This window comes from Burkholderia territorii (assembly GCF_001718335.1).
Lineage (GTDB): Bacteria > Pseudomonadota > Gammaproteobacteria > Burkholderiales > Burkholderiaceae > Burkholderia > Burkholderia territorii.
Genome location: NZ_CP013366.1, coordinates 334,791 through 359,312, shown reverse-complemented (window position 1 = coordinate 359,312; position 24,522 = coordinate 334,791). Strand labels below are relative to the sequence as shown.

The 24,522-nt window shown below is 65.8% G+C and carries 25 protein-coding genes; 4 read left to right on the top strand and 21 right to left on the bottom strand.

Going from position 1 to position 24,522, the window contains the following annotated elements:
* Positions 1-54: 54 nt before the first annotated feature.
* From WS51_RS12415 to WS51_RS12385, 7 genes are read right to left on the bottom strand one after another with little or no spacing between them, the layout of a single operon-like run.
* A complete protein-coding gene (locus tag WS51_RS12415) occupies positions 55-1,263 on the bottom strand; it encodes a deoxyguanosinetriphosphate triphosphohydrolase (protein ID WP_059504620.1) in 1,209 nt (402 codons plus the stop codon).
* Positions 1,264-1,304: 41 nt separating this feature from the next.
* Positions 1,305-2,384: a 3-dehydroquinate synthase gene (aroB, locus tag WS51_RS12410; RefSeq protein WP_059449837.1), complete on the bottom strand. Its 1,080-nt coding sequence runs from the start codon at positions 2,382-2,384 to the stop codon at positions 1,305-1,307.
* Complete coding sequence (gene aroK / locus WS51_RS12405; protein ID WP_059449838.1) at positions 2,381-2,935, bottom strand: shikimate kinase AroK; 555 nt, start codon at positions 2,933-2,935, stop codon at positions 2,381-2,383. The genes aroB and aroK overlap by 4 nt, the downstream gene beginning before the upstream one ends.
* A 40-nt stretch (positions 2,936-2,975) precedes the next feature.
* Positions 2,976-4,619, bottom strand: a complete 1,644-nt coding sequence (locus tag WS51_RS12400; protein ID WP_069229262.1) for a type IV pilus secretin PilQ — start codon at positions 4,617-4,619, stop codon at positions 2,976-2,978.
* Positions 4,616-5,485: a pilus assembly protein gene (locus WS51_RS12395; RefSeq protein ID WP_069229261.1), complete on the bottom strand. Its 870-nt coding sequence runs from the start codon at positions 5,483-5,485 to the stop codon at positions 4,616-4,618. Before WS51_RS12395 ends, WS51_RS12400 begins: the two co-directional genes overlap by 4 nt.
* A complete protein-coding gene (locus WS51_RS12390) occupies positions 5,482-6,117 on the bottom strand; it encodes a hypothetical protein (RefSeq protein WP_060258347.1) in 636 nt (211 codons plus the stop codon). Before WS51_RS12390 ends, WS51_RS12395 begins: the two co-directional genes overlap by 4 nt.
* Positions 6,114-7,037 (bottom strand): type IV pilus biogenesis protein PilM, encoded by a 924-nt coding sequence (locus tag WS51_RS12385; protein ID WP_069229260.1) that lies wholly within the window; start codon positions 7,035-7,037, stop codon positions 6,114-6,116. Before WS51_RS12385 ends, WS51_RS12390 begins: the two co-directional genes overlap by 4 nt.
* A 225-nt stretch (positions 7,038-7,262) precedes the next feature.
* On the opposite strand from WS51_RS12385, the gene WS51_RS12380 reads away from it, so the two are divergent.
* Complete coding sequence (locus WS51_RS12380) at positions 7,263-9,650, top strand: penicillin-binding protein 1A (protein WP_155773593.1); 2,388 nt, start codon at positions 7,263-7,265, stop codon at positions 9,648-9,650.
* Between the two features lie 98 nt (positions 9,651-9,748).
* On the opposite strand, the gene cyaY is transcribed toward WS51_RS12380, so the two are convergent.
* On the bottom strand, positions 9,749-10,075 hold the full coding sequence (gene cyaY / locus WS51_RS12375; protein ID WP_059449844.1) for an iron donor protein CyaY: 327 nt from the start codon (positions 10,073-10,075) through the stop codon (positions 9,749-9,751).
* Positions 10,076-10,111: 36 nt separating this feature from the next.
* Between cyaY and lptM the strand changes: the two genes are divergently transcribed.
* Positions 10,112-10,390 carry an LPS translocon maturation chaperone LptM gene (gene lptM, locus WS51_RS12370; RefSeq protein WP_059449845.1) on the top strand — a complete coding sequence of 93 codons (279 nt, stop codon included), beginning with the start codon at positions 10,112-10,114 and terminating at the stop codon, positions 10,388-10,390.
* Positions 10,391-10,475: 85 nt separating this feature from the next.
* Here lptM and msrQ read toward each other — a convergent pair whose 3' ends face one another.
* The 5 genes from msrQ to WS51_RS12345 form a co-directional block, all read right to left on the bottom strand.
* Positions 10,476-11,165, bottom strand: coding sequence for a protein-methionine-sulfoxide reductase heme-binding subunit MsrQ (gene msrQ, locus WS51_RS12365; RefSeq protein ID WP_081073722.1), 690 nt, complete (start codon positions 11,163-11,165; stop codon positions 10,476-10,478).
* A 20-nt stretch (positions 11,166-11,185) separates the two neighbouring features.
* Positions 11,186-12,181 (bottom strand): protein-methionine-sulfoxide reductase catalytic subunit MsrP, encoded by a 996-nt coding sequence (gene msrP / locus WS51_RS12360; protein WP_059794229.1) that lies wholly within the window; start codon positions 12,179-12,181, stop codon positions 11,186-11,188.
* 158 nt (positions 12,182-12,339) lie between these two features.
* Positions 12,340-13,530, bottom strand: a complete 1,191-nt coding sequence (gene ccsB / locus WS51_RS12355) for a c-type cytochrome biogenesis protein CcsB (protein WP_069229258.1) — start codon at positions 13,528-13,530, stop codon at positions 12,340-12,342.
* 4 nt (positions 13,531-13,534) lie between these two features.
* Positions 13,535-15,751 carry a cytochrome c biogenesis protein ResB gene (locus WS51_RS12350; RefSeq protein ID WP_059543989.1) on the bottom strand — a complete coding sequence of 739 codons (2,217 nt, stop codon included), beginning with the start codon at positions 15,749-15,751 and terminating at the stop codon, positions 13,535-13,537.
* Positions 15,752-15,873: 122 nt separating this feature from the next.
* A complete protein-coding gene (locus tag WS51_RS12345) occupies positions 15,874-16,527 on the bottom strand; it encodes a c-type cytochrome (protein WP_059505751.1) in 654 nt (217 codons plus the stop codon).
* A 218-nt stretch (positions 16,528-16,745) separates the two neighbouring features.
* Here WS51_RS12345 and yihA point away from each other — a divergent pair, with 218 nt between their 5' ends.
* Positions 16,746-17,405, top strand: a complete 660-nt coding sequence (gene yihA / locus WS51_RS12340; RefSeq protein WP_059505749.1) for a ribosome biogenesis GTP-binding protein YihA/YsxC — start codon at positions 16,746-16,748, stop codon at positions 17,403-17,405.
* A gap of 253 nt (positions 17,406-17,658) precedes the next feature.
* On the top strand, positions 17,659-18,657 hold the full coding sequence (gene hemB, locus WS51_RS12335; RefSeq protein WP_059505746.1) for a porphobilinogen synthase: 999 nt from the start codon (positions 17,659-17,661) through the stop codon (positions 18,655-18,657).
* A 112-nt stretch (positions 18,658-18,769) separates the two neighbouring features.
* Here the strand turns inward: hemB and dsbD are convergent, their stop codons facing one another.
* The 8 genes from dsbD to rpmJ all read right to left on the bottom strand — a co-directional run bounded on the left by dsbD (position 18,770) and on the right by rpmJ (position 24,506).
* Positions 18,770-20,617 carry a protein-disulfide reductase DsbD gene (gene dsbD, locus WS51_RS12330; protein ID WP_059505744.1) on the bottom strand — a complete coding sequence of 616 codons (1,848 nt, stop codon included), beginning with the start codon at positions 20,615-20,617 and terminating at the stop codon, positions 18,770-18,772.
* Complete coding sequence (cutA, locus tag WS51_RS12325; RefSeq protein WP_069229257.1) at positions 20,610-20,936, bottom strand: divalent-cation tolerance protein CutA; 327 nt, start codon at positions 20,934-20,936, stop codon at positions 20,610-20,612. The genes dsbD and cutA overlap by 8 nt, the downstream gene beginning before the upstream one ends.
* A gap of 207 nt (positions 20,937-21,143) precedes the next feature.
* Positions 21,144-21,539 (bottom strand): 50S ribosomal protein L17, encoded by a 396-nt coding sequence (gene rplQ / locus WS51_RS12320; protein ID WP_006477175.1) that lies wholly within the window; start codon positions 21,537-21,539, stop codon positions 21,144-21,146.
* 136 nt (positions 21,540-21,675) lie between these two features.
* A complete protein-coding gene (locus tag WS51_RS12315; RefSeq protein WP_006477176.1) occupies positions 21,676-22,653 on the bottom strand; it encodes a DNA-directed RNA polymerase subunit alpha in 978 nt (325 codons plus the stop codon).
* A gap of 124 nt (positions 22,654-22,777) precedes the next feature.
* Entirely contained in the window at positions 22,778-23,401 is a 624-nt protein-coding gene (rpsD, locus tag WS51_RS12310; protein ID WP_059448622.1) for a 30S ribosomal protein S4, read from the bottom strand.
* Positions 23,402-23,555: 154 nt separating this feature from the next.
* Entirely contained in the window at positions 23,556-23,957 is a 402-nt protein-coding gene (gene rpsK / locus WS51_RS12305) for a 30S ribosomal protein S11 (protein ID WP_004197937.1), read from the bottom strand.
* A gap of 28 nt (positions 23,958-23,985) precedes the next feature.
* Complete coding sequence (gene rpsM, locus WS51_RS12300; RefSeq protein WP_039323572.1) at positions 23,986-24,351, bottom strand: 30S ribosomal protein S13; 366 nt, start codon at positions 24,349-24,351, stop codon at positions 23,986-23,988.
* 38 nt (positions 24,352-24,389) lie between these two features.
* Positions 24,390-24,506 (bottom strand): 50S ribosomal protein L36, encoded by a 117-nt coding sequence (gene rpmJ, locus WS51_RS12295; protein ID WP_004199844.1) that lies wholly within the window; start codon positions 24,504-24,506, stop codon positions 24,390-24,392.
* Between the last annotated feature and the right edge of the window lie 16 nt (positions 24,507-24,522).

The window sequence follows — 24,522 nt, the reverse complement described above, 5'->3', positions numbered from 1 at the left end:
TGCAACATTCCCGTCGCCATTGAACCGGCGAAGTCTAGTGATCGTTTGTGACAGTCAGTTGTCGTTGACGACGAACAGGCGCTGATACTCCTTCAGCGCGAAGCGGTCGGTCATGCCGGCGATGTAGTGCGCGACGAGGCGCGGCTGCTGCGCGGCGTCGTCCGACTGGTACGGCGGCGGCAGCAGCCGCGGATCGTCGATGAACGCGTCGAACAGCCCGGTGACGACGCGCTGCGCCTTGTTCGCCATTCGCATCACCTTGTAGTGACGGTACAGGTTCTTGAACAGGAACCGCTTGAGGGCGGCCGCCTGCGCGGCGATCGCCTCGCTGTGCGCGACGAGCTGCGGCGCGGCGCGCACGTCGTCGAGCGACGCGGGCGCGACGCGCGCGAGATTGCGCGTGGTCTCGTCGATCAGGTCGACGATCAGCGTGTTGATGATGCGGCGCACCGTCTCGTGCACGAGACGGCGGCCTTCCAGATGCGGGAATTCGGCGAGCGCGGCGTCGTAGTGGCGCTGCCACAGCTCGACTTCGGCGAGCTGCTCGATCGTGATCAGGCCGGAGCGCAGGCCGTCGTCGACGTCGTGGTTGTTGTACGCGATTTCGTCCGCGATGTTCGCGAGCTGCGCCTCCAGCGACGGCTGGCGCCCTTGCAGGAAGCGCTCGCCGAGCGCGCCGAGCTTGCGCGCGTTCTCGCGCGAACAATGCTTGAGGATGCCTTCGCGCGTCTCGAAGCACAGGTTCAGGCCGTTGAACGCGCCGTAATGCTCCTCGAGCTCGTCGACCACGGCGAGGCTCTGCAGGTTGTGCTCGAAGCCGCCATGCTCACGCATGCAGGCATTCAGCGCGTCCTGCCCGGCATGGCCGAACGGCGTGTGACCGAGATCGTGCGCGAGCGAGATCGCTTCGACGAGATCCTCGTTCAGACGCAGGTTGCGCGCGACCGAACGGGCAATCTGCGCGACCTCGAGGCTGTGCGTGAGGCGGGTGCGGAACAGGTCGCCTTCATGATTGACGAAGACCTGCGTCTTGTATTCGAGGCGGCGGAACGCGGTGGAATGAACGATACGGTCGCGGTCGCGCTGGAATTCGGTACGCGCCGCCGGCGGCGCTTCCCGATGGCGGCGGCCGCGCGACTGCGACGCGTGGGCGGCATACGGAGCGAGATGGGCTTCCAGCGCCGCCAGCGTCGGCGGCTCGGCCACCGCCGCGACGGATGCGCGGCCGGCTTCGGTCGGTTTGCTGCTGGATGTCTCGCTCACGTCTGCTCCATGTCAGGGGCGCCGGGGCATCCGGGGCGCCGTTAGCGGGTCGTCTGCGCCAGTGTGGCGAACACGGCTTCGTCCGGCGCCTGGGTGATCAGCGTATCGCCGAATCGCTTCAGCAGGATGAACTTGATCGCGCCGGCTTCGGCCTTCTTGTCGACGCGCATCAGATCCATGTAGCGCGCATCGCCGAGCGCCGGCCCGCGCACCGGCAGGTGCGCGGCGGCGATCACTGCGTCGAGCCGCTGCCGCGACGCTTCGTCGAGCAGACCGAGCCGCACCGACAGATCGGCCGCCATCACCATCCCGCAGCCGACCGCTTCGCCGTGCAGCCACTCGCCGTAGCCGAGCCCGGCCTCGATCGCGTGGCCGAACGTATGGCCGAAATTCAGGATCGCCCGCAATCCGCCTTCGCGTTCATCGGCCGCAACCACGCTCGCCTTGATCTCGCACGAGCGCTTCACGGCATGCGCGAGCGCGGCCGGCTCGCGGCGATTCAGCGCATCGACGTTCGCCTCGATCCAGTCGAAGAATGCCGCATCGGCGATCGCGCCCGTCTTGATGACCTCGGCCACGCCGGCCGCCAGCTCGCGATCGGGCAGCGTGGTCAGCGCGCCGATATCGGCGATCACGGCCTGCGGCTGGTAGAACGCGCCGATCATGTTCTTGCCGAGCGGGTGGTTGATGCCCGTCTTGCCGCCGACCGACGAATCGACCTGCGACAGCAACGTCGTCGGCACCTGGATGAACGGCACGCCGCGCATGTAGCATGCGGCGGCAAAGCCGGTCATGTCGCCGATGACGCCGCCGCCGAGTGCGACGAGGGTCGTCTTGCGGTCGGCGCGCTCGGTGAGCAGCCCGTCGAAGATCAGGTTCAGCGTTTCCCAGTTCTTGTAGGCCTCACCGTCCGGCAACACGACCGTCGACACGCGCTTGCCGAGCGGCGCGAGCGCCGCGCGCAGCATGTCGCCGTAGAGCGGATCGACCGTCGTGTTCGTGACGATCGTGACCGACGAACCGGTGATGTGAGGAGCAAACAGCTCGGTGCGGCCGATCAGGCCGGCACCAATGTGAATCGGGTAGGCGCGGTCGCCCAGATCGACGTTGACGGTAATCATGCTTGTAGCGGCTTGGCGACGACGCCTGCCAGTTCGAGTTGCATCAGCACCATGTTGACGAGGCCGTTGACCGACGGACGGCCGGTCTCGATGATGAAGTCCGCGCATTCGCGGTACAGCGGGTCGCGTACTTCGTAGAGCGCTTCGAGTCGCGCCTTCGGATCGTCGGTCTGCAACAGCGGGCGGTTCTTGTCCTTGCGCGTGCGCAGCCACAGATCATGCGGATTGGCGCGCAGATAGACGACGATGCCGTGCCCTTTCAGGCAATCGCGATTCTCGGGGCGCAGCACCGCGCCGCCGCCCGTCGCGAGCACGATGTTCTCGCGCTGCGTCAGATCCGCGATCACCTGCGATTCGCGATCGCGAAACCCGGCCTCGCCCTCCATCTCGAAGATCACCGGAATGCGCGCACCCGTGCGGGCCTCGATTTCGTGGTCGGAGTCGAAGAACGTCCTGTCGAGCCGGCGCGCGACCGCACGGCCCACGGTAGTCTTACCCGCTCCCATGAGGCCGACGAAAAATACGTTTGCATGTGGGTCCCGCGCTTGCAACGGCTTCCTCTGCTTGAATCTTGCTGGTGTGTGGCGCAGCTTACTGGCAAAGCGGCTGCCTTGTCGAGCCTGCGCCGCCGGCTTCAGGCCCCGTTTTTCCCGCATTCGCGCCGCCCGCGCCGGCCGTTTCGCAACGCGCGCCGACGACCGTCGGCGTGATGAAGACGACCAGTTCGTTGCGCTGGTCGCGGCGCGCGCGATGCCGAAAAAGCGCGCCCAGAACCGGTATTTTGCCCAAGAGCGGCACCCGCGTCACATCGTCCCGGTTCAACTGCTCGTAGATTCCGCCGATCGCGACCGTTCCGCCATCCTCGACCTCGACACGCGTCTGCACGTGCTTGGTATGAATCGCCGGGCCGGCCGCCGTCGGCTCGCCGATGCTGTCCTTCGTCACGTCCAGATCGAGCACGACGCGCCCGTCCGGCGTGATCTGCGGCTCGACCTCGAGCTTCAGCGTCGCGCGGCGGAACTGCACACCGCTCACACCATTGCCGACTTTCGCCTGGTACGGCAGCTCTGAGCCCTGTTCGACGATCGCCTTCACGCGGTCGGCCGTCACCACGCGCGGGCTGGAAACGATCTGGCCCCGCCCTTGCGCCTCGAGCGCGCTCAACTCGACGTCGAGCACGCGGCTGAGCGGCGCGGCGAACAACGTGAAGCCGGCCGTCGCCGCCTCGAAGCCGCCAAGCGGCCGCGCGGCCAGATCGAGCGTGTTGCGCGTGTCCGTCGCGGACGCCGCCCCGTCGGCCACGGGCGCCCGCCCTTCGGCCCGCAGCGCGACGCGCGCGCCGAGATTGCGCGAGAATCCCTGTTCGCCCTCGACGATGCGCGCCTCGATCCGGACCTGCCGCGACGGCCGGTCGATCGCGTCGATCAGGCTCGCGATCTGTTCGATGCGCGGCGCCAGATCGGTGACGAACAACAAGTTCATGCGCGGATCGGCTGCCGCGGCGCCGCGCTTCGACAGCAGGCGCTGGCCCGTCGCCCCCGCCAGCAGCCGCTGCACGTCCTGCGCGCGTGGGTAATGCAGCGCGAAGGTTCGGCTCTCGAGCGGTTCGAGCTCGGCCGCGCGTGCGTGCGTCTCGAAGCGCTCGCGCTCCCGCGCCGCGAGTTCGGCCGCGGGAGTGACCCAGATCACGTTGCCGCGCCGGGACATCGCCAGTCCGTGTGTGTCGAGCAACGTATCGAATGCATCGCGCCATCCGACATTGTTCAGACGTAATGTCACGGTACCGCGCACTTGCTCGCCGACGATGATGTTCAGCCCGGTGAATCGCGCGAGCGCGTCGAATGCCGCCGCGAGCGCGACGCCTTGCAAATTCAGCGAGATGCGCCGCGCGTCGTCCGCATCGCCGGGATGCCGGGCCGCGGCATCGCTCATGCGCGTCGGCGGAGGTAACGGAATCGGCGGCCCTTCCAGCCGCGGTGACGGTGCCGCAGCGTTTGCCTGAAGCGCCGCGCGAGCCGCCTCGTCAAACGGCAGTGAAGCACCGTGCGCCGGCGCGTCGCCGTCCGCGCCGTTCATGCCGTCCGGCCTGTCCTGCGGCAGCGGCGTGTCCTCGGAGTATGCCCGTATCGATCCGGTCGGCCAGCCGGCCGGCGGCAGAGGCGGTAGCGCCGCGTCCACGGTGGCCATGCTCGATCCGGCCCAGAATGCGATCGCCCACCATCCGTGCTTCGTCATGAGCGGCCTCCGTCGTCCACGACGAATCGGCGGGCGCCACTGGCCGTCGCCACCGTCACGGCACCGGCATCGACGCTCACCACACGCGACACCCCGAACACCTCGCCCGGTGCGACGGCCGCGAATGCGCCGTCGCCAGCATCGAACAGCGCGAGCCCGGCGCGGGCGTCGCGAATGGTGCCGGCCAGGCGCGGCGTCATGTCGTCGGCCATCGTCTGCGAAGCGGGCTCCCCGAATGGATCGCCGCTCGGCGCACCAGCAAGCACCGCCTCCGCGCCAACCGGAATCCGCGCCGCCGGCAGCGCCGGAAACACGTCGATCGTCATGTCGACCCGCGACGCGGGTGATTTCCTCTCGATATGCAGCCGCGACGGCACCACCAGCGCCGGAAAACTCGCGAACTCGCCCATCAGGCGCAGCAGCGCCGGGAAACCGCCATCGGCGACGATCCGCACCGTGCGCCGGCCATCCGGCGCGGCCTCGTCGGTGTGCCGCGGCTCGATCGACACGACCTGCAGTCCGCTTGCCCGGACCACATCAGCCAGTTCAAGCATCAGCGCGGGCCACCCCGGCACACGCGGCGAGCTGGCGTCGCGCCCGGCAGCCGGATCAATATCGCGCCGGGGTACGGCGGTCGCGAGCAGCCGGTGTGCGTCGGCGGCCCGTATCTGCGCCGTTGCCAGCAATGCGCGGCTGCGTGCGAGTCCGCTCGCATCGACGGCATTCATCAGTTGAATGCCGCCCGCCATCACGAACGCGAATGCCACCACGCAGCCGACGGCGTGCATTGCGGCCGGCGACATTCGCGTCATGCGGCCGAGCCACTTGGCACCGTCAGGCATGGACCGATGCATGATCGCGGTCATGCGCCGCCTCCCGGTGCCTTCTGTCGCGGCGGCGCGTCGTGCCAGCGCATCTGCACGGAAAAGCGAAACGGCACGGCCGTACCCGCGCCCGGCGCGGCTGAAGCCGGTGTCAGCGCACCGATATCGAATCGCCAGTCGCGCTGTTCGGCGGCGATCCGTGCGAGCCACCGCACGGCCGCACGGTAGTTCGCCGCACGCGCGTCGAGCTCGGCGCCCGACGATGTCGTTCGCAATGCGTCGAGCCGGACGGTGTCGTCGCGAACCTGTGCCAGCGTCGCGAGCAGCCCGGCAACGCGCAAGTAAGGCCCGGCAAGGGCGACCGCCCGCGCATCGCGCTGCGCGTGATCGGCGGCCACGCCGGCGGCGCGCCGTGCGGCATCGACCTGCGGCTGCAATTGCCGCAGCCGCGCGTCCACTTGCGTGCGCTCGGCATCCACGCGCCATCGCCACGCTGTCGCCGCCCCTGTCCAGACGCACGCCCCAAGTGCCCCGAGCACGATCGCCACCGCACATTGCGTGGCACGGCGCCGGCGCAGCGCCTGCGCCAGCCGCTCGCGGTACGGCAGCAAATTGAAGCCGCCGAGCGTGACATGGCCAGCGGGCGCGCGCCCGAAACTCATACCGGCCGTCATTCCCACACCCCGCGCAGCGCGAGCCCGATCGCGAGGGCAAACGCCGGACTACCCGGTACGCCGACGGGTACACCCGGCAGCCCATCCCATCCGGTGCAATCGAACGGCACGACTGCCACCCCGAGCGCATCGCCGATATCGGCGGCCGACGTGCCGCAGCGGGCGATAGAGCGCTCGTCGCCGGCCACGAGCACGCAGCGCACCGGCTCGAATACGCACTGGCGCAACGCGTCAGGCAACGCCGGCCGCACGTCGCCGGACAGCGCCAGCACCGGCGCCGCGATCGCGCCGTCGATCCGCCACCCGCGCACGCCCGTGTCGCTGAACCAGAACGCGGCATACGGGCCGTGCGCGTCGGGCTCGAACTGCGCGGCGTAGCGCAACGCGCGCAGTGCGGCAGCCGACTCGCCGTCGACGGCCGTCAGATCGATGCCGGCCTGCGCGGCCACGTCGATCCGGCGCTCGAGCAATGCCTGCGGCGCCGCGGCGACTGCAATCTCGCCCGGGCATGCATCGTCTTCCTGCCGCCAGTCGAACGCGAGGTTGTCCGGCGGCAGCCCGGAGATCCTTTCGGCCGCCTGTCGGGCGGCGTCCGCGATGTCGTCGCGACCGGCCAGATCGAGTGTCGCGGTTCGCATCTCGTCATCGCGCAGCGCCATCACGCCGCGCGCGTCGCAGCGCACACCCGCCGCCGCCAGCCGCGACACGGCCGCCGCCAACGCGCGTGCGACCGCAGCCCAGCGCGCGTCCTCCGGCCCGCCCGCCAGCGCGACCGGCTCCCGCTCGAGTCCTTCGACCCGCACATCGGCGATCCGGCCGCGCCGGCTCAGCACGGCTACCCTCACCTCGTCCGCCCCGACGTCGATGCCCGTCGAGCGGTGCCTGCCTGGCGCGAACCGCGCCGCCCATCGTCCTTCCATCCCAGCCTCCCGCGATCGTCGCGGCCCACGCCGCGTTTCCGAGGCTTGATTCTGCAAAGCGGCGTGTGCGCCCGACAGTCGGCCGAACGGCCAGTCGTGACTCGAAACGGGCCCGCGGACGTCATACTGGCGGCACCGCGATCCGCCGCGCTCCGGCGGACGCCCCCCGCGTCAGGGCCGCCTTACCGGGCAGCTATAATCGCGGGACTGTTTTCCGGTATGCCTATGCAATCCACGTCTCCTACGTCCCCGCCTCCCGCGCCCGAGCCGAAGAAGCGGTCCTGGTGGCTGAAAGTCCTGATCGGCCTGGCCGCGATGTGCGTGGCCCTCGTCGTGGCCGGCGGCCTCGTGCTTGGCTACGCGCTCGTCGTCGCGTGGCCGAACATGCCGTCGCTCGACGCGCTGACGGACTATCGTCCGAAGGTACCGCTGCGGATCTACACGTCGGATCACGTGCTGATCGGCGAATTCGGCGAGGAACGCCGCGACATCGTCCATTTCAAGGACGTGCCCGACTCGCTCAAGAAGGCGATCCTCGCGATCGAGGACGCGCGCTTCTACGATCACGGCGGCGTCGACCTCACCGGCATCGCGCGCGCTGGCTTCGTCGCGCTGACGAACGGCCACGCGTCGCAGGGCGCGAGCACGATCACGATGCAGGTCGCACGCAATTTCTTCCTGTCGAGCGAAAAGACCTACACGCGCAAGATCTACGAGATGCTGCTCGCGTACCGCATCGAGCGCGCACTGACGAAGGATCAGATTCTCGAGGTCTACATGAATCAGATCTATCTCGGCCAGCGCGCGTACGGTTTCGCAAGCGCCGCGCGGGTCTATTTCGGCAAGGACCTGAAGGACATCACGCTCGCGGAGGCGGCAATGCTCGCCGGGCTGCCGAAGGCGCCGTCCGCGTACAACCCAGTCGTCAATCCGAAGCGCGCCAAAGTGCGTCAGGAGTACATCCTGCAGCGGATGCTCGAGCTGAACTTCATCACGCGCGAGCAGTACGACGAAGCCGTCGCTCAGCCGCTCGTCGTCAAGGGCGCGGGCCGCGAGTTCAGCGTGCACGCCGAGTACGTCGCGGAAATGGTCCGGCAGATGATGTACGCGCAGTACCGCGAGGAAACCTACACGCGCGGCTTCAACGTCATCACGACGATCGACTCCGCCGACCAGCAGGTCGCGTACACGGCGCTGCGCAAGGGCATCATGGATTACGAGCGCCGCCACGGCTATCGCGGGCCGGAAGGCTTCATCGAGCTGCCGGCCGGCGCCGACGACCGCGAGCAGGCGATCGACGATGCGCTGCTTGAGCATCCCGACAACGGCGAACTGATCGCGGCGGTCGTCACCGCCGCATCGCCGCGCCAGATCACCGTCGCGTTCATCGACGGCAGCAGCGCGACGATCGAAGGCGACAACCTGCGCTTCGCGTCGGGCGCGCTGTCGGCCAACGCTCAGCCGAACCGGCGCATCCGTCCGGGCGCGATCGTCCGGGTCGTGAAGAACGACGCAGGCAAGTGGGCGATCACGCAGTTGCCGCAGGTCGAAGGCGCGTTCATCTCGATCGTCCCGCAGGACGGCGCGATCCGCTCGCTCGTCGGCGGTTTCGACTACAACAAGAACAAGTTCAACCACGTCACGCAGGCGTGGCGGCAACCGGGTTCGTCGTTCAAGCCGTTCATCTACTCGGCGTCGCTCGACAAGGGCCTCGGGCCGGCCACGGTGATCAACGACGGCCCGCTGTATTTCAGCGCCGCGGAAACCGGCGGCCAGCCGTGGGAGCCGAAGAACTACGGCGGCGGCTTCGAAGGCCCGATGTCGATGCGCACCGCGCTGCAGCGCTCGCGCAACCTCGTGTCGATCCGCATCCTGAACCACATCGGCACGAAGTACGCGCAGCAGTACATCACGCGCTTCGGCTTCGACGCCGAGCGCCATCCGGCCTACCTGCCGATGGCGCTCGGTGCGGGCCAGGTCACGCCGTTGCAGATGGCCGGCGCGTACTCGGTGTTCGCGAACGGCGGCTTCCGCGTGAATCCGTATCTGATCGCCGAAGTGACCGATCCGAACGGCGCGATCGTCGCCCGTGCGCAGCCGCTCATCGCCGAGCAGAATGCGCCGCGCGCAATCGACGCGCGCAACGCGTATGTGATGAACAGCCTGCTGCAAAGCGTCGCGCAGCGCGGCACCGGCGCGCGCACCAACGTGCTGAAGCGCACCGACCTCGCCGGCAAGACCGGTACGACGAACGATTCGCACGACGCATGGTTCGCCGGTTACCAGCACACGCTCGCGGCGATCGCGTGGATCGGCTACGACAACCCGCGCAGCCTCGGCGATCGCGAAACCGGCGGCGGCCTGTCGCTGCCTGTGTGGATCGACTACATGGGCGCGGCGCTGAAGGGCGTGCCGGAATTCAAGCCGACGATGCCGGACGATGTCCAGACGCTCGGCAGCGAGCTGTACTTCACCGAGTTCACGCCGGGGCACGGCTTCGTGTCGACGGTCGGCGTGCCGCAGGCGCCGGCGGTGCAGAACACCGACGAACCCGTGCCGCACGTCGACGAGCAGGAGAAGCAGGACATCATGAACCTGTTCCGCGGCCACTGATACCGGCGGCCCCGAGCATGAAAAAAGCGCCCGCCAGGGCGCTTTTTTATTGGGCTTCGATCCGGCGCAACGGGCGCCGGGCGCGCGAGCGCCGGACGTTACGCGCCGAACGTGATCGGCAGGCCGGCCTGCTGCGTCGCGTAGTCGGTGAGCGCCGCGAAGAACTCGGTGCCGGTGCGCGTATCGCGCCACTCGCCGTCCACGAAACGGTAATGGAATCCGCCCGCCTTCGCGGCGATCCACAGCTCCTTCATCGGCGGCTGGAGATTGATGATGATCTTCGAGCCGTTCTCGAACGTCAGCGTCAGCACGCTACCGTTGCGCTCCAGATCGATGTCGTGATCGCCGTCGTTCGCGGCATCCACGGTGCGCTCGACGGCCGCCAGCACGGCCTCGGCACGGGCCAGGTATTCAGTATCGGACATGCTAAACTCTATCGGTTAAATTGTTCAGGGACGATCATGCGAGTCGTTTTCCGGATGAGCGCGATTGTAGCGGCTTTGGCGATACTTGCCGGCTGCGGTCAACGCGGCCCGCTCTATCTGCCCACCGTGCCGCCGTTGCCGGCGAAGCCCATCCAGCAGGACACGCCGCCGTCGGACGTCACGCCGACCGATGAAAACGCGTCGTCCGAGAGCATTCCCGATTCTTCCGGCACACCGCTCACGCTGTCGCCCGAGCTGTCGAGCGATGCGTCGAGGGCCGCGATGCCCGCATCGGGCCCGGCCGTCGCGCAGTAACCGCACGCCGCCGCCCGCGCGGCTTGACTCGCAACAAAGGCGATGACTTCCCGTCATCGCCTTTTGTTTTCCCGCGTTCGCATCGTCATGCACGGATGCGCCGCCACGCCCATTCAAGCAGCCGCCAGCCGAGCAGCACCGCGACGATCGTCGCGTAAAGCTTCGGCTGCGCGAGATTGTGCTTGCCGGCCCTCATCCACCAGAAATGCAGCACGCCGAACAACGCAATCGCATAGATCGCGCGATGCAGCGTCGCCCAGTGACGGCCGAGCCGGCGCACCATCGCGCGCGGCGACGTCGCGGCCAGCGGAATCAGCAGCACGAACGCGGCGAAGCCGACCGTGATGAACGGACGCTTGCCGACGTCCTTCAGGATCGCGAGCACGTCGAACCACTTGTCGAACCACAGATACGTCGTGAAATGCAGCGTCGCGTAAAAGAACGCGAACAGGCCGATCATCCGCCGAAAGCGCAGCAACGCGGGAACACCCGTCATGCGCCGAAGCGGCGTGACGGCGAGCGTGATGCACAGCATCACCAGCGTCCAGAGGCCCGTCGAACGCGTGATGAACTCGATCGGATTCGCGCCGAGCCGATCGGTCAGCCCGAACAGCACCAGCCGTGCGAGCGGATAGAGGCCGGCCGCGAAAACGAGCACCTTGGCAGGGGCAAGCCAGCGCGGCGAGGCGGTACGCACCGCACCGCCGCCGGAACCACCGGCGGCAGCGGTGCGCATGCCCGACGCGCGCGCGGGCGTCAGCGTCGAAGAACGGATATCGTTTCTCACGGGCGCGCTCAAAAGTTCTTTTTCAGATCCATGCCCTGATACATCGACGCGACGAGATCGCCATAGCCGTTGAACATCAGCGTCTTGCGCTTCGGCGTGAAGAAGCCGTCCTCGCCGATCCGGCGCTCGGTTGCCTGGCTCCACCGCGGGTGATCGACGTTCGGGTTCACGTTCGAATAGAAACCGTATTCGTTCGATGCATAGGTGTTCCAGCTCGTCTTCGGCTGCTTGTCGACGAAGCGGATCTTCACCAGCGACTTCGCGCTCTTGAAGCCGTACTTCCACGGCACGACGATCCGCACCGGCGCGCCGTTCTGGTTCGGCAGCACCTGGCCGTACACGCCCATCGTCAGCAGCGTCAGCGGGTTCATCGCCTCGTCCATCCGCAGCCCTTCCGAGTACGGCCAGTCGAGCACCGGCGTCGACAACCCCGGCATCTGCGACGGATCGGCCAGCGTGATGAACTGCACGTATTTCGCGTTGCCGGTCGGCTGCACGCGCTTGATCAGCTCGGACAACGGCACGCCGATCCACGGAATCACCATCGACCAGCCTTCGACGCAACGCAGCCGGTACACGCGCTCCTCGAGCGGTGCGAGCTTCAGCAGTTCGTCGAGATCGAACACCTTCGGGTGCAGCACCTCGCCTTCGACGCTCACGCGCCACGGGCGCGGCCGCAGCGTGCCCGCGTTCTGCGCCGGGTCGCTCTTGTCGGTGCCGAATTCGTAGAAGTTGTTGTAGGACGTGATGTCCTTGAACGGCGTCACCTTGTCGGCCGCGACGAACCTTGGGTTGGTTTTCGCCGCGAGCTTCGCGGCCCGCGCGTCCGGCGACGCATAGGCCGCCAACGCCGCGCCGCTGCCGCCGAGCAGGCCGCCCGCCGCCGCCAGGCCGGCAGCCTGCAATACGCGCCGCCGGTTTTCGAACACCGCGCGCGGCGTAATCTGGCTCTGCGCGATATCACCGCCCGTCAGTACGGTTTGCAAAGAACGTTTGATCCACATCGTGCTGCTCCTCCTGCATGCGCGGCGCGCACGCGTCATGAGCGTTCGACCCGCCCTGCCCTGCGCCGTTCGACGCCCGGACGGCCCGCCCGTTACAAAAGAAAACCGCCGGGCACGCAGTGCGCCGGCGGTCTTTCGTCGGACCAACGTCGGAAATCTTACAGCTTGCCGTAGCTGTGCAGCCCCGACAGGAACATGTTGACGCCGAGGAACGCGAATGTCGTCACGAGCAGGCCCGTGAGCGCCCACCACGCGGCGACCGCGCCGCGCAGACCCTTCATCAGGCGCATGTGCAGCCAGGCCGCGTAGTTGAGCCACACGATCAGCGCCCAGGTTTCCTTCGGATCCCAGCTCCAGTAGCCGCCCCAGGCTTCGGCCGCCCACAGTGCGCCGAGGATCGTCGCGATCGTGAAGAACGCGAAGCCGACCGCGATCGACTTGTACATCACGTCGTCGAGCACCTCGAGCGACGGCAGACGATCGGCGAGCACGCCGCGCTCCTTCATCAGGTACGCGACCGACACCATCGCCGACAGCGCGAAGCTGCCGTAGCCGATGAAGTTCGCCGGCACGTGGATCTTCATCCACCAGCTCTGCAGCGCCGGCACGAGCGGCTGGATCTGTTGCGCATCGCGCGCGACCGAATACCACATCAGGAAGCCGACGGCCGCGCTGATCACCAGCAGCACGAACGCGCCGAGCGAGCGCGTGCCGTAGTGGCCTTCGTAATACAGGTAGAGCAGCGCGGTTATCAGGCTGAACAGCACGAATACTTCATACAGATTCGACACCGGGATATGCCCGACGTCCGCACCGATCAGGTAGGACTCGTACCAGCGCACCATCAGGCCGGTGAAGCCCATCAGCACCGCGACCCACGTCAGTTTCTGGCCGATCGCCGAACCCGACTCCGAGCGCGCGAGCAGGCCGATCCAGTAGAAGATCGTCGCGAGCACGAACAGCGCGCTCATCCACAGGATCGCGGACTGGCTCGACAGGAAATACTTGAGGAAGAACGCCGAATCGGCGCGCGCGAGATCGCCCTGGTAGATCTGGATCGACAGCAGCGACAGCACCGCGATCGACGCCATCATCAGCCGCGCGGGCTTCCAGCGCCAGCCCAGTGCGACAAGCGCCGGCACGGTGCCGATCATCACCGCCTTGTCGTAGTAATTCATGTGTTCGTTGTAATGCACGAACGCATAGCCCGCGCCGACCACGAGTGCCAGAGCGAAGATCCAGTCGACGATCGACAGGCGCGCGAGGAACGGGCGGTCGTCGAACAATGGCGCCGGATTCGGGGCCTGGACCGGCCCCGAACGGGAAGAGGAAGCTTGAGTGAGATCCATGATGTTACCGGGTGGAATTCTCGGAATCGGAACCGTCGCCGGCAGGCGGACGGACAGTCGCTGCCGCACCGGCCGGTGCGGCGTCGCGCGGCGTGGCGCGCAAGGCGGCGCCGGCCGCGTCGCGCGTCTGCACGAATTCTTTCTCGAAATCGAAGGTCTTGCGGGCCGTGGACATCGCCATCACCACATCGACGCCCGAACCGGCGTCCTTGAGCCAGAACCAGAGCCGCCGCTCGCGCACGTAGAACATCGAGAAGATGCCGGCGACCAACAGCAGGCTGCCAAGATACACCAGATTCTTGCCGGGTGCGCGCGTCAGCTGAAATACCGAAGCTTGCACCTGCTTAAACGAGTCGAGCTGCAAATAGACCGGCGATCCGTACAAGAAGCTGTCGGATAGCGCATTGATCGCGTTCTGCACGAAGCGGATCGTGTCGGTGCCCTGCTGCGCGGCCGGCTCGCCGGCGCGCTCGCGCGCGATCTGCCACACCTCCCACATCGAACCTTCGAGCATGCGCAACAGCAGGCTCGCCGCCTTTTCCTGCTCGGCCTTCGGCACCGAGCGGTCGATGAACGTCGCCACTGCCTGGAAGCCGCCGACCGGCTGGCCGTCGGCGCCGCGGCCGATGCTGTCGTCGCTCGCCGCGAAGAGGGTCAGCACCTTGAACGCGCTGTCCTGCAGGCGGCCGCGCAGCGACGCTTCGGTCGTCGGCAGCGAACGCTGCGCGAAACGTGCGGCGGCGTCGGCGCGCACGGCCGGGTCCTCGAGCGCGGCGCGCAGACGCATCCATTCGCCGATCGAATCCTGGCTGTCGGCCGGAATCCGCATATAGCGGAACGGGTCGTTCGGGCTCGCGCGCACGCCGGCGAGGAACACGCGCGTGCCGCCCATGTCGACGGGCAGCATGTAGTTGTTGAATTCGCGTGCCTGGCCATCCTTGCCGCGAATCTTGTACTGCACCGACGGGCCGATGTTGTGGAGCTGCATCGGCTTCGACGTCTTCGCGCCCGAACCGAGCCGCTCGTCGAATGCTTCCTTGAGCGATTCCGTCTTCGCGACGCCGCGCACGTCCGGCTTGCCGTTCGCGTCCGCCATGTTCTCCACGTTGATCGCGCGGAAGTCCGAGAATTCGATCGTGTCGCCGTCGCTGCCGGGCATCTGCAGCGGCGCCGTGCTGCCGATCGTGCCCTTCACCGCGAAGGTCTTCGCGTTGCCGCCCGTCATCGGGTAGGCGGTCATCTCCATCTGCGAGCCGCCGTCCTGGAAGCTCGACTGATAGATCGACACGCCCTTGTACGTGAACGGCTTGTTGACCTCGACGCGCGCCGGAATCTTCTGGCCCGTCTCGCGATCGATCACGACGATGTCGCTCGCGAACAGCTTCGGCATCCCCGTCGTGTAGTAGTCGACGATGAATTTGTTGAGCTGGATCGAGAACGGCAGGTCCTGGATCAGCGAGCCGCTCGGCTGGTTCAGGATCGCGGTCGACACGAACTGGCCTTCCGGCACCCACGCATAGCCGCGGAACGTCGGGTTCGATGCCGACAACCGATGGTCGGGCGAGATCTCGCTGATCGTCGCGCTGGTGTTGACCGGGCTCTTGCCGAACATCCACATCTGGAATTTGATCGGCAGGTTGCTGTCCAGCAGGCCGCCGATGCAGATCACGACGATCGCAAGGTGCGCGGAGATGTAGCCCCACTTCGTCAGCGCGCCGCGTTTCGCGGAGATCAGCGTCGCACCTTCGGATTCACGCACGACGTGCTTGTAGCCTGCCTTGGTGACGAACGTGGCGAGCGTGGCCGCAACGCTCGCGCGCGTGCCGGACACCGAGTATTCGGCCTTGTGGTGGAACGCGCGCAGGCTGCCTTCGCGGACCTTGTCCTTCCAGCTCTTCGCATCCGCGAGCATCTTCGGCGCGTTGCGGATCACGCACAGCGAGATCGACACGACGAGGAAGATCAGGATCAGCATGAACCACCACGCGCTGTACACGTTGTACAGGCCCAGCGACCGGAAGATGTCGGCCCAGAACGGCCCGAACTGGTTCACGTAGTTCGGATACGGGTCGTCTTGCGTCAGAACCGTGCCGACGATGCTCGCGATCGACAACACCACCAGCAGCGCGATCGCGAAGCGCATCGAGCTCAGCAGCTCGACCGCGCGCCTGGACGCACTTTGACCCGACTTCGACTGCAACCCCGACGTGGTAACGCTCATTCAAACTCCGACTGACAACAAAAAAGGGCAAGGCGGCCGCAATCACGCGGCGCCCCACCCTTTTCTTGTTCTGACTCCGGCCGCCCTTCGGGCGCCCGGTCATTCCATTCGCGACCGTCCGTTCAACGCAGGCCCGCGATGTAATCCGCGACGGCCTTGATCTCGTTGTCCGACAGACGCGATGCGATCTGATGCATCGCCTCGTTGTTGTTGCGCGCGCCGGCACCTTGCTGGAACGCAGTCAACTGGGCAACCGTGTAATCGGCCCACTGCCCCGACAGACGCGGGTACTGCACCGGAATTCCCTGTCCCGTCGGCCCGTGGCAGCTCGCGCAGGCGGGCACTCCCTTTTCCGCGATGCCGCCGCGATAGATCTTCTGGCCGATCGGCACGGTCGCCGCATCGCGCGCGGTGCCGAGCTTCGTCGTCTGCGACCCGTAATACGCGGCGACGTTGCGCATGTCGTCCGCGCTCAACGCGCTCGCGAACCCGACCATCACCGGATTGGTCCGCGCCGGCCCCTTCGCGCCCGGCTGGGTCTTGAAGTCGTTCAACTGCTTGACCAGATATTCGGGATGCTGGCCGGCGAGCTTCGGGAAACTGCCCGATGCACTGTTGCCGTCGGCACCGTGGCACGACGCGCAAACTTGCCCGGCGATCGCCTTGCCGCGGTCGAGATCCGGCTTTGCCGCATCTGCCGCGTTTGCCTCCGCTACGAAACCTACGAACCCTGCTGCAACCTGAAGCACCATCAGAGACTTGCACAGTCGATTCATTCGCACACCCTGTTTCGTCTTGTGGGAATTTGAGGTTCTGCAAAAAACGACGTCGACCAGTCTACCGCAGAAGCTGCATAAAAGCGCGAGGCAGGCGCCTGCAGCCCGTCGGCAAAACCGGCGTATTGTACAATATCGCGCTGAAAGCTCCCGCGCCTATCGGGGCTACCCCGCCTCCACCAAGCGGCTCACGCCGCCCCGTCCCTCCGGTTTTCCCCATGGCCTTTTTGCTCCATCAAGCCCGCTTCTACACGACCGTCAACCATCTGCGCGACCTGCCGCCGACGGTTCAGCCGGAAATCGCGTTCGCGGGCCGCTCGAATGCCGGCAAATCGACGGCGATCAACGTGCTGTGCAACCAGAAGCGGCTCGCCTTCGCGTCGAAGACGCCCGGCCGCACCCAGCACATCAACTACTTCTCCGTCGGCCCGGCCGCCGAGCCCGTCGCGAACCTCGTCGACCTGCCCGGCTACGGCTACGCGGAAGTGCCGGGGGCCGCGAAGGCCCACTGGGAAATGCTGCTGTCGTCCTATCTCGCGACGCGTTCGCAGCTGTGCGGGCTGATCCTGATGATGGATTCGCGCCGCCCGCTGACCGACCTCGATCGCCGGATGATCGAGTGGTTCGCGCCGACCGGCAAGCCGATCCATACGCTGCTGACGAAGTGCGACAAATTGACGCGCCAGGAAAGCATCAACGCGCTGCGCAACACGCAGAAAGGCCTCGACGCGTATCGCGACCAGGGCGTGAAGGGCAAGCTGACGGTCCAGCTGTTCTCGGCGCTGAAGCGCACGGGGCTCGACGAGGCTCATGAACTGATCGAGAGCTGGGTGCGGCCGTCCGCCGCCGACGAAAAAGGCGAGCCTGTAGCACAATGAGCGGGCAACGCGCGGCCCGGATCGGCCGTGCGCACCTGGCGGTATCTGTCGATTCGGCCGGCTCATAAAAAAACCCGCCGTCGAACGGCGGGTCAAACAGCCTAATCGAATAACGACAGGCACCCGCTCAGGGAGGAGAAGCGGGGAGTTGCACGCGACGCGTGCCGCTCGATCGCTATCATATACCAACGATCTCGAAAATGACCTAAGGGTTCCGTAAGGTTCTTCTTGCCCTGATTTCTGCCAAATCGCCATGAGCTTCCATCCGCTTCATCGTCCGCGCCGGATGCGCCGCGACGACTTCTCCCGCCGCCTGATGCGCGAAAACCGCCTGACCACCGACGACCTGATCTATCCGGTGTTCGTCGTCGATGGCACCAACGAACGCCAGGCCGTCCCGTCGATGCCCGGCGTCGAGCGCGTATCGGTCGATCTGCTGATGCATGTCGCCGAGCAATGCGTCGAACTCGGCGTGCCCGTGCTGTCGCTGTTCCCGGCCATCGAGCCGTCGCTTAAGACGCCTGACGGTCGCGAAGCGGCCAATCCGGAAGGCGTGATCCCGCGCGCCGTGCGCGAACTGAAGAAGCGCTTCCCCGAACTCGGCGTGCTGACCGACGTGGCGCTCGATCCGTACACGAGCCACGGCCAGGATGGCGTGCTCGACGAAAACGGCTACGTGATCAACGACGAGACGATCGAGATCCTGGTCGACCAGGCGCGCGCGCAGGCGGAAGCCGGCGTCGACATCGTCGCGCCGTCGGACATGATGGACGGCCGCATCGGCGCGGTCCGCGAAATGCTGGAAAGCGACGGTCATATCCACACGCGCATCATGGCCTATTCGGCCAAGTTCGCGTCGGCGTTCTACGGTCCGTTCCGCGATGCGGTCGGCTCGGCATCCAATCTGGGCAAGGGCAACAAGATGACCTACCAGATGGATCCGGCGAACAGCGACGAAGCGTTGCGCGAAGTACGCCTCGATATCGACGAAGGCGCCGACATGGTGATGGTCAAACCCGGCATGCCGTATCTCGACATCGTGCGCCGCGTGAAGGACGAGTTCCGGTTCCCGACCTATGTGTACCAGGTGAGCGGCGAATACGCGATGCTGAAGGCCGCCGCGATGAACGGCTGGCTCGACCACGACAAGGTCGTGCTCGAATCGCTGCTCGCATTCAAGCGCGCAGGCGCCGACGGTGTCCTCACCTACTTCGCGCTCGATGCTGCCCGTCTGCTGAAAGCGCAGCGCTGAGTCGCACGAAGGCGAGCGTCAACAAAAACGGCGGGACACTTCATCGGTGTCCCGCCGTTTTGCATTTGCTCGTCCGCAAGGTGCAGCGAGCGCGCAGTTGCGCGGGCGCGCGTTACACCGTCGGCACCGCCGCGCGATCGAGGCTGCGCAGGAACGTGTCGGCCGCCTGATAGCCGACCACGCGGCCGATTTCGTTGCCGTTGCGATCGAAGAAGATGATGCCCGGCGGCCCGAAGAGGTTGAAGCGCTTGAGCAGCGCCTGGTCGTCCGGATTGTTCGCGGTGACATCCGCGCGCACCAGGTGAAGCTGCGCGAGCCGCGCCTGCACGCGCGAATCGGTGAACGTCAGATGCTCCATTTCCTTGCAGCTCACGCACCAGTCCGCGTAGAAGTCGAGCATCACCGGCCGGCTCGATGTCTTCAGCAGCGCGTCGAGTTCACCGCTGGAACGCACCGACGCGAAAGCGGGGCCCGCCTGTGTCGAAGCCGCGCTCGCTGCCGATGCATCGCCCGACGCAACGGTGCGCGCCGCGAGTACGGCGAGCGGCTTCACGGGGTCGTTGGAGCCCGCCGCGAGCCCGACGAGCAGCGTGGCTGCCCAGATCGCGAGCGCCGCACCGAGGCCGCGACCGAGACGGCGCCAGATCGACGCGGCGCCTGCATGCGGCGTGAACAGGCCGAGCGCCGCAGCCGCGACGAGCAGCCACAACGCGGCGAGCACCATCTTGAGCCCGCCCGCGAGTACCGGCCACACGATCCACAGCGCGGCCGCGAGCAGCACGATGCCGAAGAACACCTTCACGCCATCCATCCATGCGCCCGCGCGCGGCAGCACCGTGCCGGCACCGATGCCGACGACGAGCAGCGGCACGCCGAGCCCGAGCCCCATCGCGAACAGCGCGGCGCCGCCGAGCCACGCATTGCCGGTGTGCGCGATGAACGCGAGCACCGCGAACAGCGGTGCCGTCATGCATGCACCGACGACCAGCGCCGACAACGCGCCCATCGCGGCGACCGCGACGAAGTGACCGCCCTGCCGCGCGCGCGACGCTTCGGCCGCACCGTTCTGCCAGCGCTCGGGCAGTGCGATGTCCTTGCCGGAAATCAGCGACACCGCGAATGCCGTGAGCAGCACGCCGAACGCGCCGAGCACCCACGGATTCTGCAGCCACGCGCCGAGGCTCTGGCCGACCAGCGCCGCCGCGATGCCCAGCACCGTATAGACGAGCGCCATGCCGACCACGTACGTCAGCGACAGCGCAAAGCCGCGCGCATGCGTCGCCCGCGTACCCTGCCCGATGATGATCGCTGACACGATCGGAATCATCGGATACGAACAGGGCAGCAGACTCAGCACGACGCCCGCGACGAAATACAGCGCGACGATCGTGAAGAAGCCGTGCCCCTCGAGCAGCGACTGCGCGAAATCCGCGCTCGTGACCTTGTCGAACCAGGTATCCGCGGCCGGTGCGCCGCCGGCCGGCGCTGCCGCGCCCAGCGCCGCGCCGTCGACCTTCACGACATGCTCCGCGGGCGGATAGCAGATCCCTTCGTCGGCGCATCCCTGCGACGTTACGGCAAGCTCGAACGGCCCCGCGGCCTGCTTGACCGGCACATGAATCACGACCTCGTCGCGATAGGTCTCGACTTCCTTCTGGAACGTCTGGTCGAACTTGACGTGACCGGCCGGAAACTGCGGATCGCCGAGCGTCGCCTGCCCACCCTTCACCGCGAACGCGAACCGCTCGCGGTACAGGTAATAGCCATTGGCGACCTTGAAGCGGACGTCGACCTGCCCCGGCGCTTCGCTCGCGCTGAACTTGAATGCGACCGACGGATCGAGAAAATCGTCCGCCGCGCGCGCGGCCGACAGGCCGCCCAGCATCAACATGAACGACAACACGACTGCGAGGACCCGCAGCGCGCGCACGCGTACGGAAAGCGCCATACCGTTAAACATGAAATAGACGTTGAGTTTCGTTCGTCACCCACTGGCCGTACGCGGCCGAAGCCGTCGCCTGCCACGAGACGACTTCCGGCGTCTCGTACGGATGATGCGCGAGAATAAATCGCTCCAGTTCGAGCGAGCGCACGGGGCTCGTCTTGAACAGCAACTGGATCTCGTCGGCCGTTTCGACCTTGCCCTGCCAGTGGTAGCGCGACTTGATCGCACCGAGTTCGGACACGCACGCGGCAAGCCGCGCATCGAGCGCGCCGTGGGCGAGCGCCGCGGCCGTCGCCGCGTCCGGCACCGTCGTGAGCATCAATACCACCACCATACGTGCCCTCCTAGCTGGTTTTTATCGGCTTGCGGCGCCACGAATTGCCCATCCAAGGCCCCCGCCGACAGTTCCGTATCGTAGCGCAGCCCGCGCGACACTGCCGGCGCCCGGCTGCGACAATCGATCGCAGCCCGAAGCGCGACAAAAACAAAAAGGGCCAAGCAATTGCTCGGCCCTCTTCAGATGCTGCTGCGTACTAGAAGCTTACTCGGCTTCTTGCACGTTTTCCGTTTCGTCGACTTCCGGACGATCGAGCAGTTCGACCAGTGCCATCGGTGCGTTGTCGCCCACGCGGAAGCCGAACTTCAGCACGCGCAGGTAGCCGCCCGGACGGTTCGCGAAACGCGGACCGAGCACGTCGAACAGCTTCGCCACCGAGTCACGATCGCGCAGGCGGTTGAACGCCAGGCGACGGTTTGCCAGCGACGGCTTCTTGCCGAGCGTGATCAGCGGCTCGACGACTTTACGGAGTTCCTTCGCCTTCGGCAGCGTCGTCTTGATGACTTCGTGCTCGATCAGCGAGTTGGACATGTTACGGAGCATAGCCAGACGGTGGCTGCTCGTGCGGTTCAGTTTCCGCAGACCATGACGATGGCGCATTTCAGTTTCCTTGATTCAAAGTTTTGATCCAGCTCTTCTATCGCACCGCTGAGGTGCACGGGCCGGTAACGAAAAAAGCAAGATGCGGATTTTAAAGGAAAATCCGCATCTTTGCCAACTACAGCAACACTCGGGCTTACTTGTCGAGACCAGCCGGCGGCCAGTTTTCGAGCTTCATGCCCAGCGTGAGACCGCGCGAAGCGAGCACTTCCTTGATCTCGTTGAGCGACTTGCGACCGAGGTTCGGCGTCTTCAGCAGCTCGTTTTCCGTGCGCTGGATCAGGTCGCCGATGTAGTAGATGTTCTCGGCCTTCAGGCAGTTCGCCGAACGAACCGTCAGCTCGAGATCGTCCACCGGACGCAGCAGGATCGGATCGATCTGCGGTGCGCGCGACGGTGCCTCTGCGGCCGTTTCCGTGCCTTCCAGAGCCGCGAACACGGACAGCTGGTCGACCAGGATGCGGGCCGATTGACGGATCGCCTCTTCCGGGGTGATCACGCCGCTCGTCTCGATGTTCATCACGAGCTTGTCGAGGTCGGTACGCTGCTCGACACGGGCGCTTTCAACTGCATAGCTCACGCGGCGAACCGGCGAGAACGATGCGTCGAGAACGATGCGGCCGATGATCTTGGCCGTGTCTTCGCCATAGCGACGGACGTTGCCCGGCACGTAGCCGCGACCCTTTTCGATCTTGATCTGAACGTCGAGCTTGCCGCCCTTCGACAGGTGTGCGATCACGTGATTAGGGTTGATGACTTCGCAATCGTGCGCCAGCTCGATATCGCCGGCCGTGACGACGCCTTCGCCTTCCTTGCGCAGGGTCACCGTCACTTCGTCACGGTTGTGCAGCTTGAACACCACACCCTTCAGGTTCAGCAGCAGGTTGACGACGTCCTCTTGCACGCCATCGAGCGTCGAATACTCGTGCACCACGCCCGCGATCGTGACTTCGGTCGGCGCGTAGCCAACCATCGACGACAGCAGCACGCGGCGAAGCGCATTGCCCAAGGTGTGGCCGTAACCGCGTTCGAACGGTTCCATGACCACCCTCGCGTGGTTCTCGCCAAGCGATTCCACGGCGATGATCTTGGGTTTCAGCAAACTGGTTTGCATGGGCTTTCCTTTTCAATACCCTCGGCTCGTTACACCGATAAGGCTGACCGGTAACAACCAGAAAATAAACAGCCGAGGCCCCTCCTTGCATAACGCAATCGGGGTACCTCGGCCGTCAATCGGATTAACGCGAATACAATTCGACGATCAGGCTTTCGTTGATGTCGCCTGCGATGTCGGCGCGTTCCGGCATTTGCTTGAACGTGCCTTCGAACTTCTTCGCATCGACTGCAACCCAGCTCGGCATGCCGCCTTGCTCGGCCAGCGACAGCGCTTCGACGATACGCGCCTGCTTCTTCGCCTTTTCGCGGATCGCGATGACGTCACCCGCCTTCACTTGCTGCGACGGCACGTTCGCGACGACGCCGTTCACGGTGATCGACTTGTGGCTCACCAGCTGACGCGCTTCAGCGCGGGTCGAGCCGAAGCCCATGCGATACACGACGTTGTCGAGACGCGACTCGAGCAGTTGCAGCAGGTTTTCACCCGTGTTGCCCTTGCGGCGGTCGGCTTCGGCGAAGTAGCGGCGGAACTGACGCTCCAGGACGCCGTAGATACGCTTGACCTTTTGCTTTTCGCGCAGCTGCGTACCATAGTCGGACGTACGTGCGCCCGAGGTACGGCCGTGCTGACCCGGCTTGCTGTCGAGCTTGCACTTGTCGGCGAGCGAGCGGCGCGCGCTCTTCAGGAACAGGTCGGTGCCTTCACGGCGGGACAGCTTGGCCTTAGGGCCGATATAACGTGCCACTTTGCATTCCTTTATCAATCAGTCACGCGGATCGAAATCCGCGCTAGTTCGCGCCCTTTGGGGCGAACGGTGGGCTTAGTCAATCAAAAAAGCAACGCCCGTCGACGCTGCGCGGCGACAGGCAATGCGCCAGCACGGACGTGCCAGCACATTCTTAGATACGACGGCGCTTCGGCGGACGGCAGCCGTTGTGCGGAATCGGGGTGACATCCGAAATCGCGGTGATCTTGATGCCGAGGCCATGCAGTGCGCGCACTGCCGACTCACGACCCGGGCCCGGGCCCTTGATCCGCACTTCCAGATTCTTCACGCCGTATTCCATCGCCACACGACCGGCCGACTCAGCAGCAACCTGAGCAGCGAACGGCGTCGACTTGCGCGAGCCCTTGAAGCCCTGGCCGCCCGACGTCGCCCATGCCAGTGCATTGCCCTGGCGATCGGTGATCGTGATGATCGTGTTGTTGAACGACGCGTGAACGTGAACCACGCCTTCAGCGACGTTCTTCTTAACCTTCTTGCGAACGCGTTGCGCCGCGGTGTTCGAAGCCTTAGCCATTACGTTTTCCTGTAACTGTCAGTTCCGCTTACTTCTTCAGCGCTTGCGCTGCACGACGCGGACCCTTGCGGGTACGTGCGTTCGTACGCGTACGCTGACCGCGCATCGGCAGGCCCTTGCGATGACGAACACCACGGTAGCAACCGAGGTCCATCAGGCGCTTGATGTTCATCGTCACTTCACGGCGCAGATCGCCTTCGACGATGAACTTGCCCACTTCTTCACGCAGCTTTTCGAGGTCTGCGTCGGTCAGGTCCTTGACCTTCTTCGAGAATTCCACGCCAGCTGCCGTGCAGATGCTGCGCGAGCGCGTGCGGCCGATACCGAAGATTGCCGTCAGGCCGATCTCGGTATGCTGGTGATTCGGGATGTTAACCCCTGCGATACGAGCCATTGTTTTTCCTCAAACAAAAAGCGCAAACAAACGCGCGGTCAGCCTTGGCGCTGCTTGTGGCGCGGATCCGAGCTGCAGATCACGCGAACGACGCCTTTGCGCTTGATGATCTTGCAATTGCGGCAAATGCGCTTAACCGATGCCATCACTTTCATGATAATACCCTTTTTT

What these genes read in the sequence shown, in the direction of transcription:
- aroB (WP_059449837.1), bottom strand. Translation starts at nt 2,384, where the DNA reads ATGATTACCGTCAACGTCGATCTGGGCGACCGCGCCTACCCGATTCAC.
- WS51_RS12400 (WP_069229262.1), bottom strand. Translation starts at nt 4,619, where the DNA reads ATGACGAAGCACGGATGGTGGGCGATCGCATTCTGGGCCGGATCGAGC.
- WS51_RS12395 (WP_069229261.1), bottom strand. Translation starts at nt 5,485, where the DNA reads ATGACCGCGATCATGCATCGGTCCATGCCTGACGGTGCCAAGTGGCTC.
- WS51_RS12390 (WP_060258347.1), bottom strand. Translation starts at nt 6,117, where the DNA reads ATGACGGCCGGTATGAGTTTCGGGCGCGCGCCCGCTGGCCATGTCACG.
- WS51_RS12385 (WP_069229260.1), bottom strand. Translation starts at nt 7,037, where the DNA reads ATGGAAGGACGATGGGCGGCGCGGTTCGCGCCAGGCAGGCACCGCTCG.
- WS51_RS12380 (WP_155773593.1), top strand. Translation starts at nt 7,263, where the DNA reads ATGCAATCCACGTCTCCTACGTCCCCGCCTCCCGCGCCCGAGCCGAAG.
- cyaY (WP_059449844.1), bottom strand. Translation starts at nt 10,075, where the DNA reads ATGTCCGATACTGAATACCTGGCCCGTGCCGAGGCCGTGCTGGCGGCC.
- lptM (WP_059449845.1), top strand. Translation starts at nt 10,112, where the DNA reads ATGCGAGTCGTTTTCCGGATGAGCGCGATTGTAGCGGCTTTGGCGATA.
- msrP (WP_059794229.1), bottom strand. Translation starts at nt 12,181, where the DNA reads ATGTGGATCAAACGTTCTTTGCAAACCGTACTGACGGGCGGTGATATC.
- ccsB (WP_069229258.1), bottom strand. Translation starts at nt 13,530, where the DNA reads ATGGATCTCACTCAAGCTTCCTCTTCCCGTTCGGGGCCGGTCCAGGCC.
- WS51_RS12350 (WP_059543989.1), bottom strand. Translation starts at nt 15,751, where the DNA reads ATGAGCGTTACCACGTCGGGGTTGCAGTCGAAGTCGGGTCAAAGTGCG.
- WS51_RS12345 (WP_059505751.1), bottom strand. Translation starts at nt 16,527, where the DNA reads ATGAATCGACTGTGCAAGTCTCTGATGGTGCTTCAGGTTGCAGCAGGG.
- yihA (WP_059505749.1), top strand. Translation starts at nt 16,746, where the DNA reads ATGGCCTTTTTGCTCCATCAAGCCCGCTTCTACACGACCGTCAACCAT.
- hemB (WP_059505746.1), top strand. Translation starts at nt 17,659, where the DNA reads ATGAGCTTCCATCCGCTTCATCGTCCGCGCCGGATGCGCCGCGACGAC.
- dsbD (WP_059505744.1), bottom strand. Translation starts at nt 20,617, where the DNA reads ATGTTTAACGGTATGGCGCTTTCCGTACGCGTGCGCGCGCTGCGGGTC.
- cutA (WP_069229257.1), bottom strand. Translation starts at nt 20,936, where the DNA reads ATGGTGGTGGTATTGATGCTCACGACGGTGCCGGACGCGGCGACGGCC.
- rplQ (WP_006477175.1), bottom strand. Translation starts at nt 21,539, where the DNA reads ATGCGCCATCGTCATGGTCTGCGGAAACTGAACCGCACGAGCAGCCAC.
- WS51_RS12315 (WP_006477176.1), bottom strand. Translation starts at nt 22,653, where the DNA reads ATGCAAACCAGTTTGCTGAAACCCAAGATCATCGCCGTGGAATCGCTT.
- rpsK (WP_004197937.1), bottom strand. Translation starts at nt 23,957, where the DNA reads ATGGCTAAGGCTTCGAACACCGCGGCGCAACGCGTTCGCAAGAAGGTT.
- rpsM (WP_039323572.1), bottom strand. Translation starts at nt 24,351, where the DNA reads ATGGCTCGTATCGCAGGGGTTAACATCCCGAATCACCAGCATACCGAG.
- rpmJ (WP_004199844.1), bottom strand. Translation starts at nt 24,506, where the DNA reads ATGAAAGTGATGGCATCGGTTAAGCGCATTTGCCGCAATTGCAAGATC.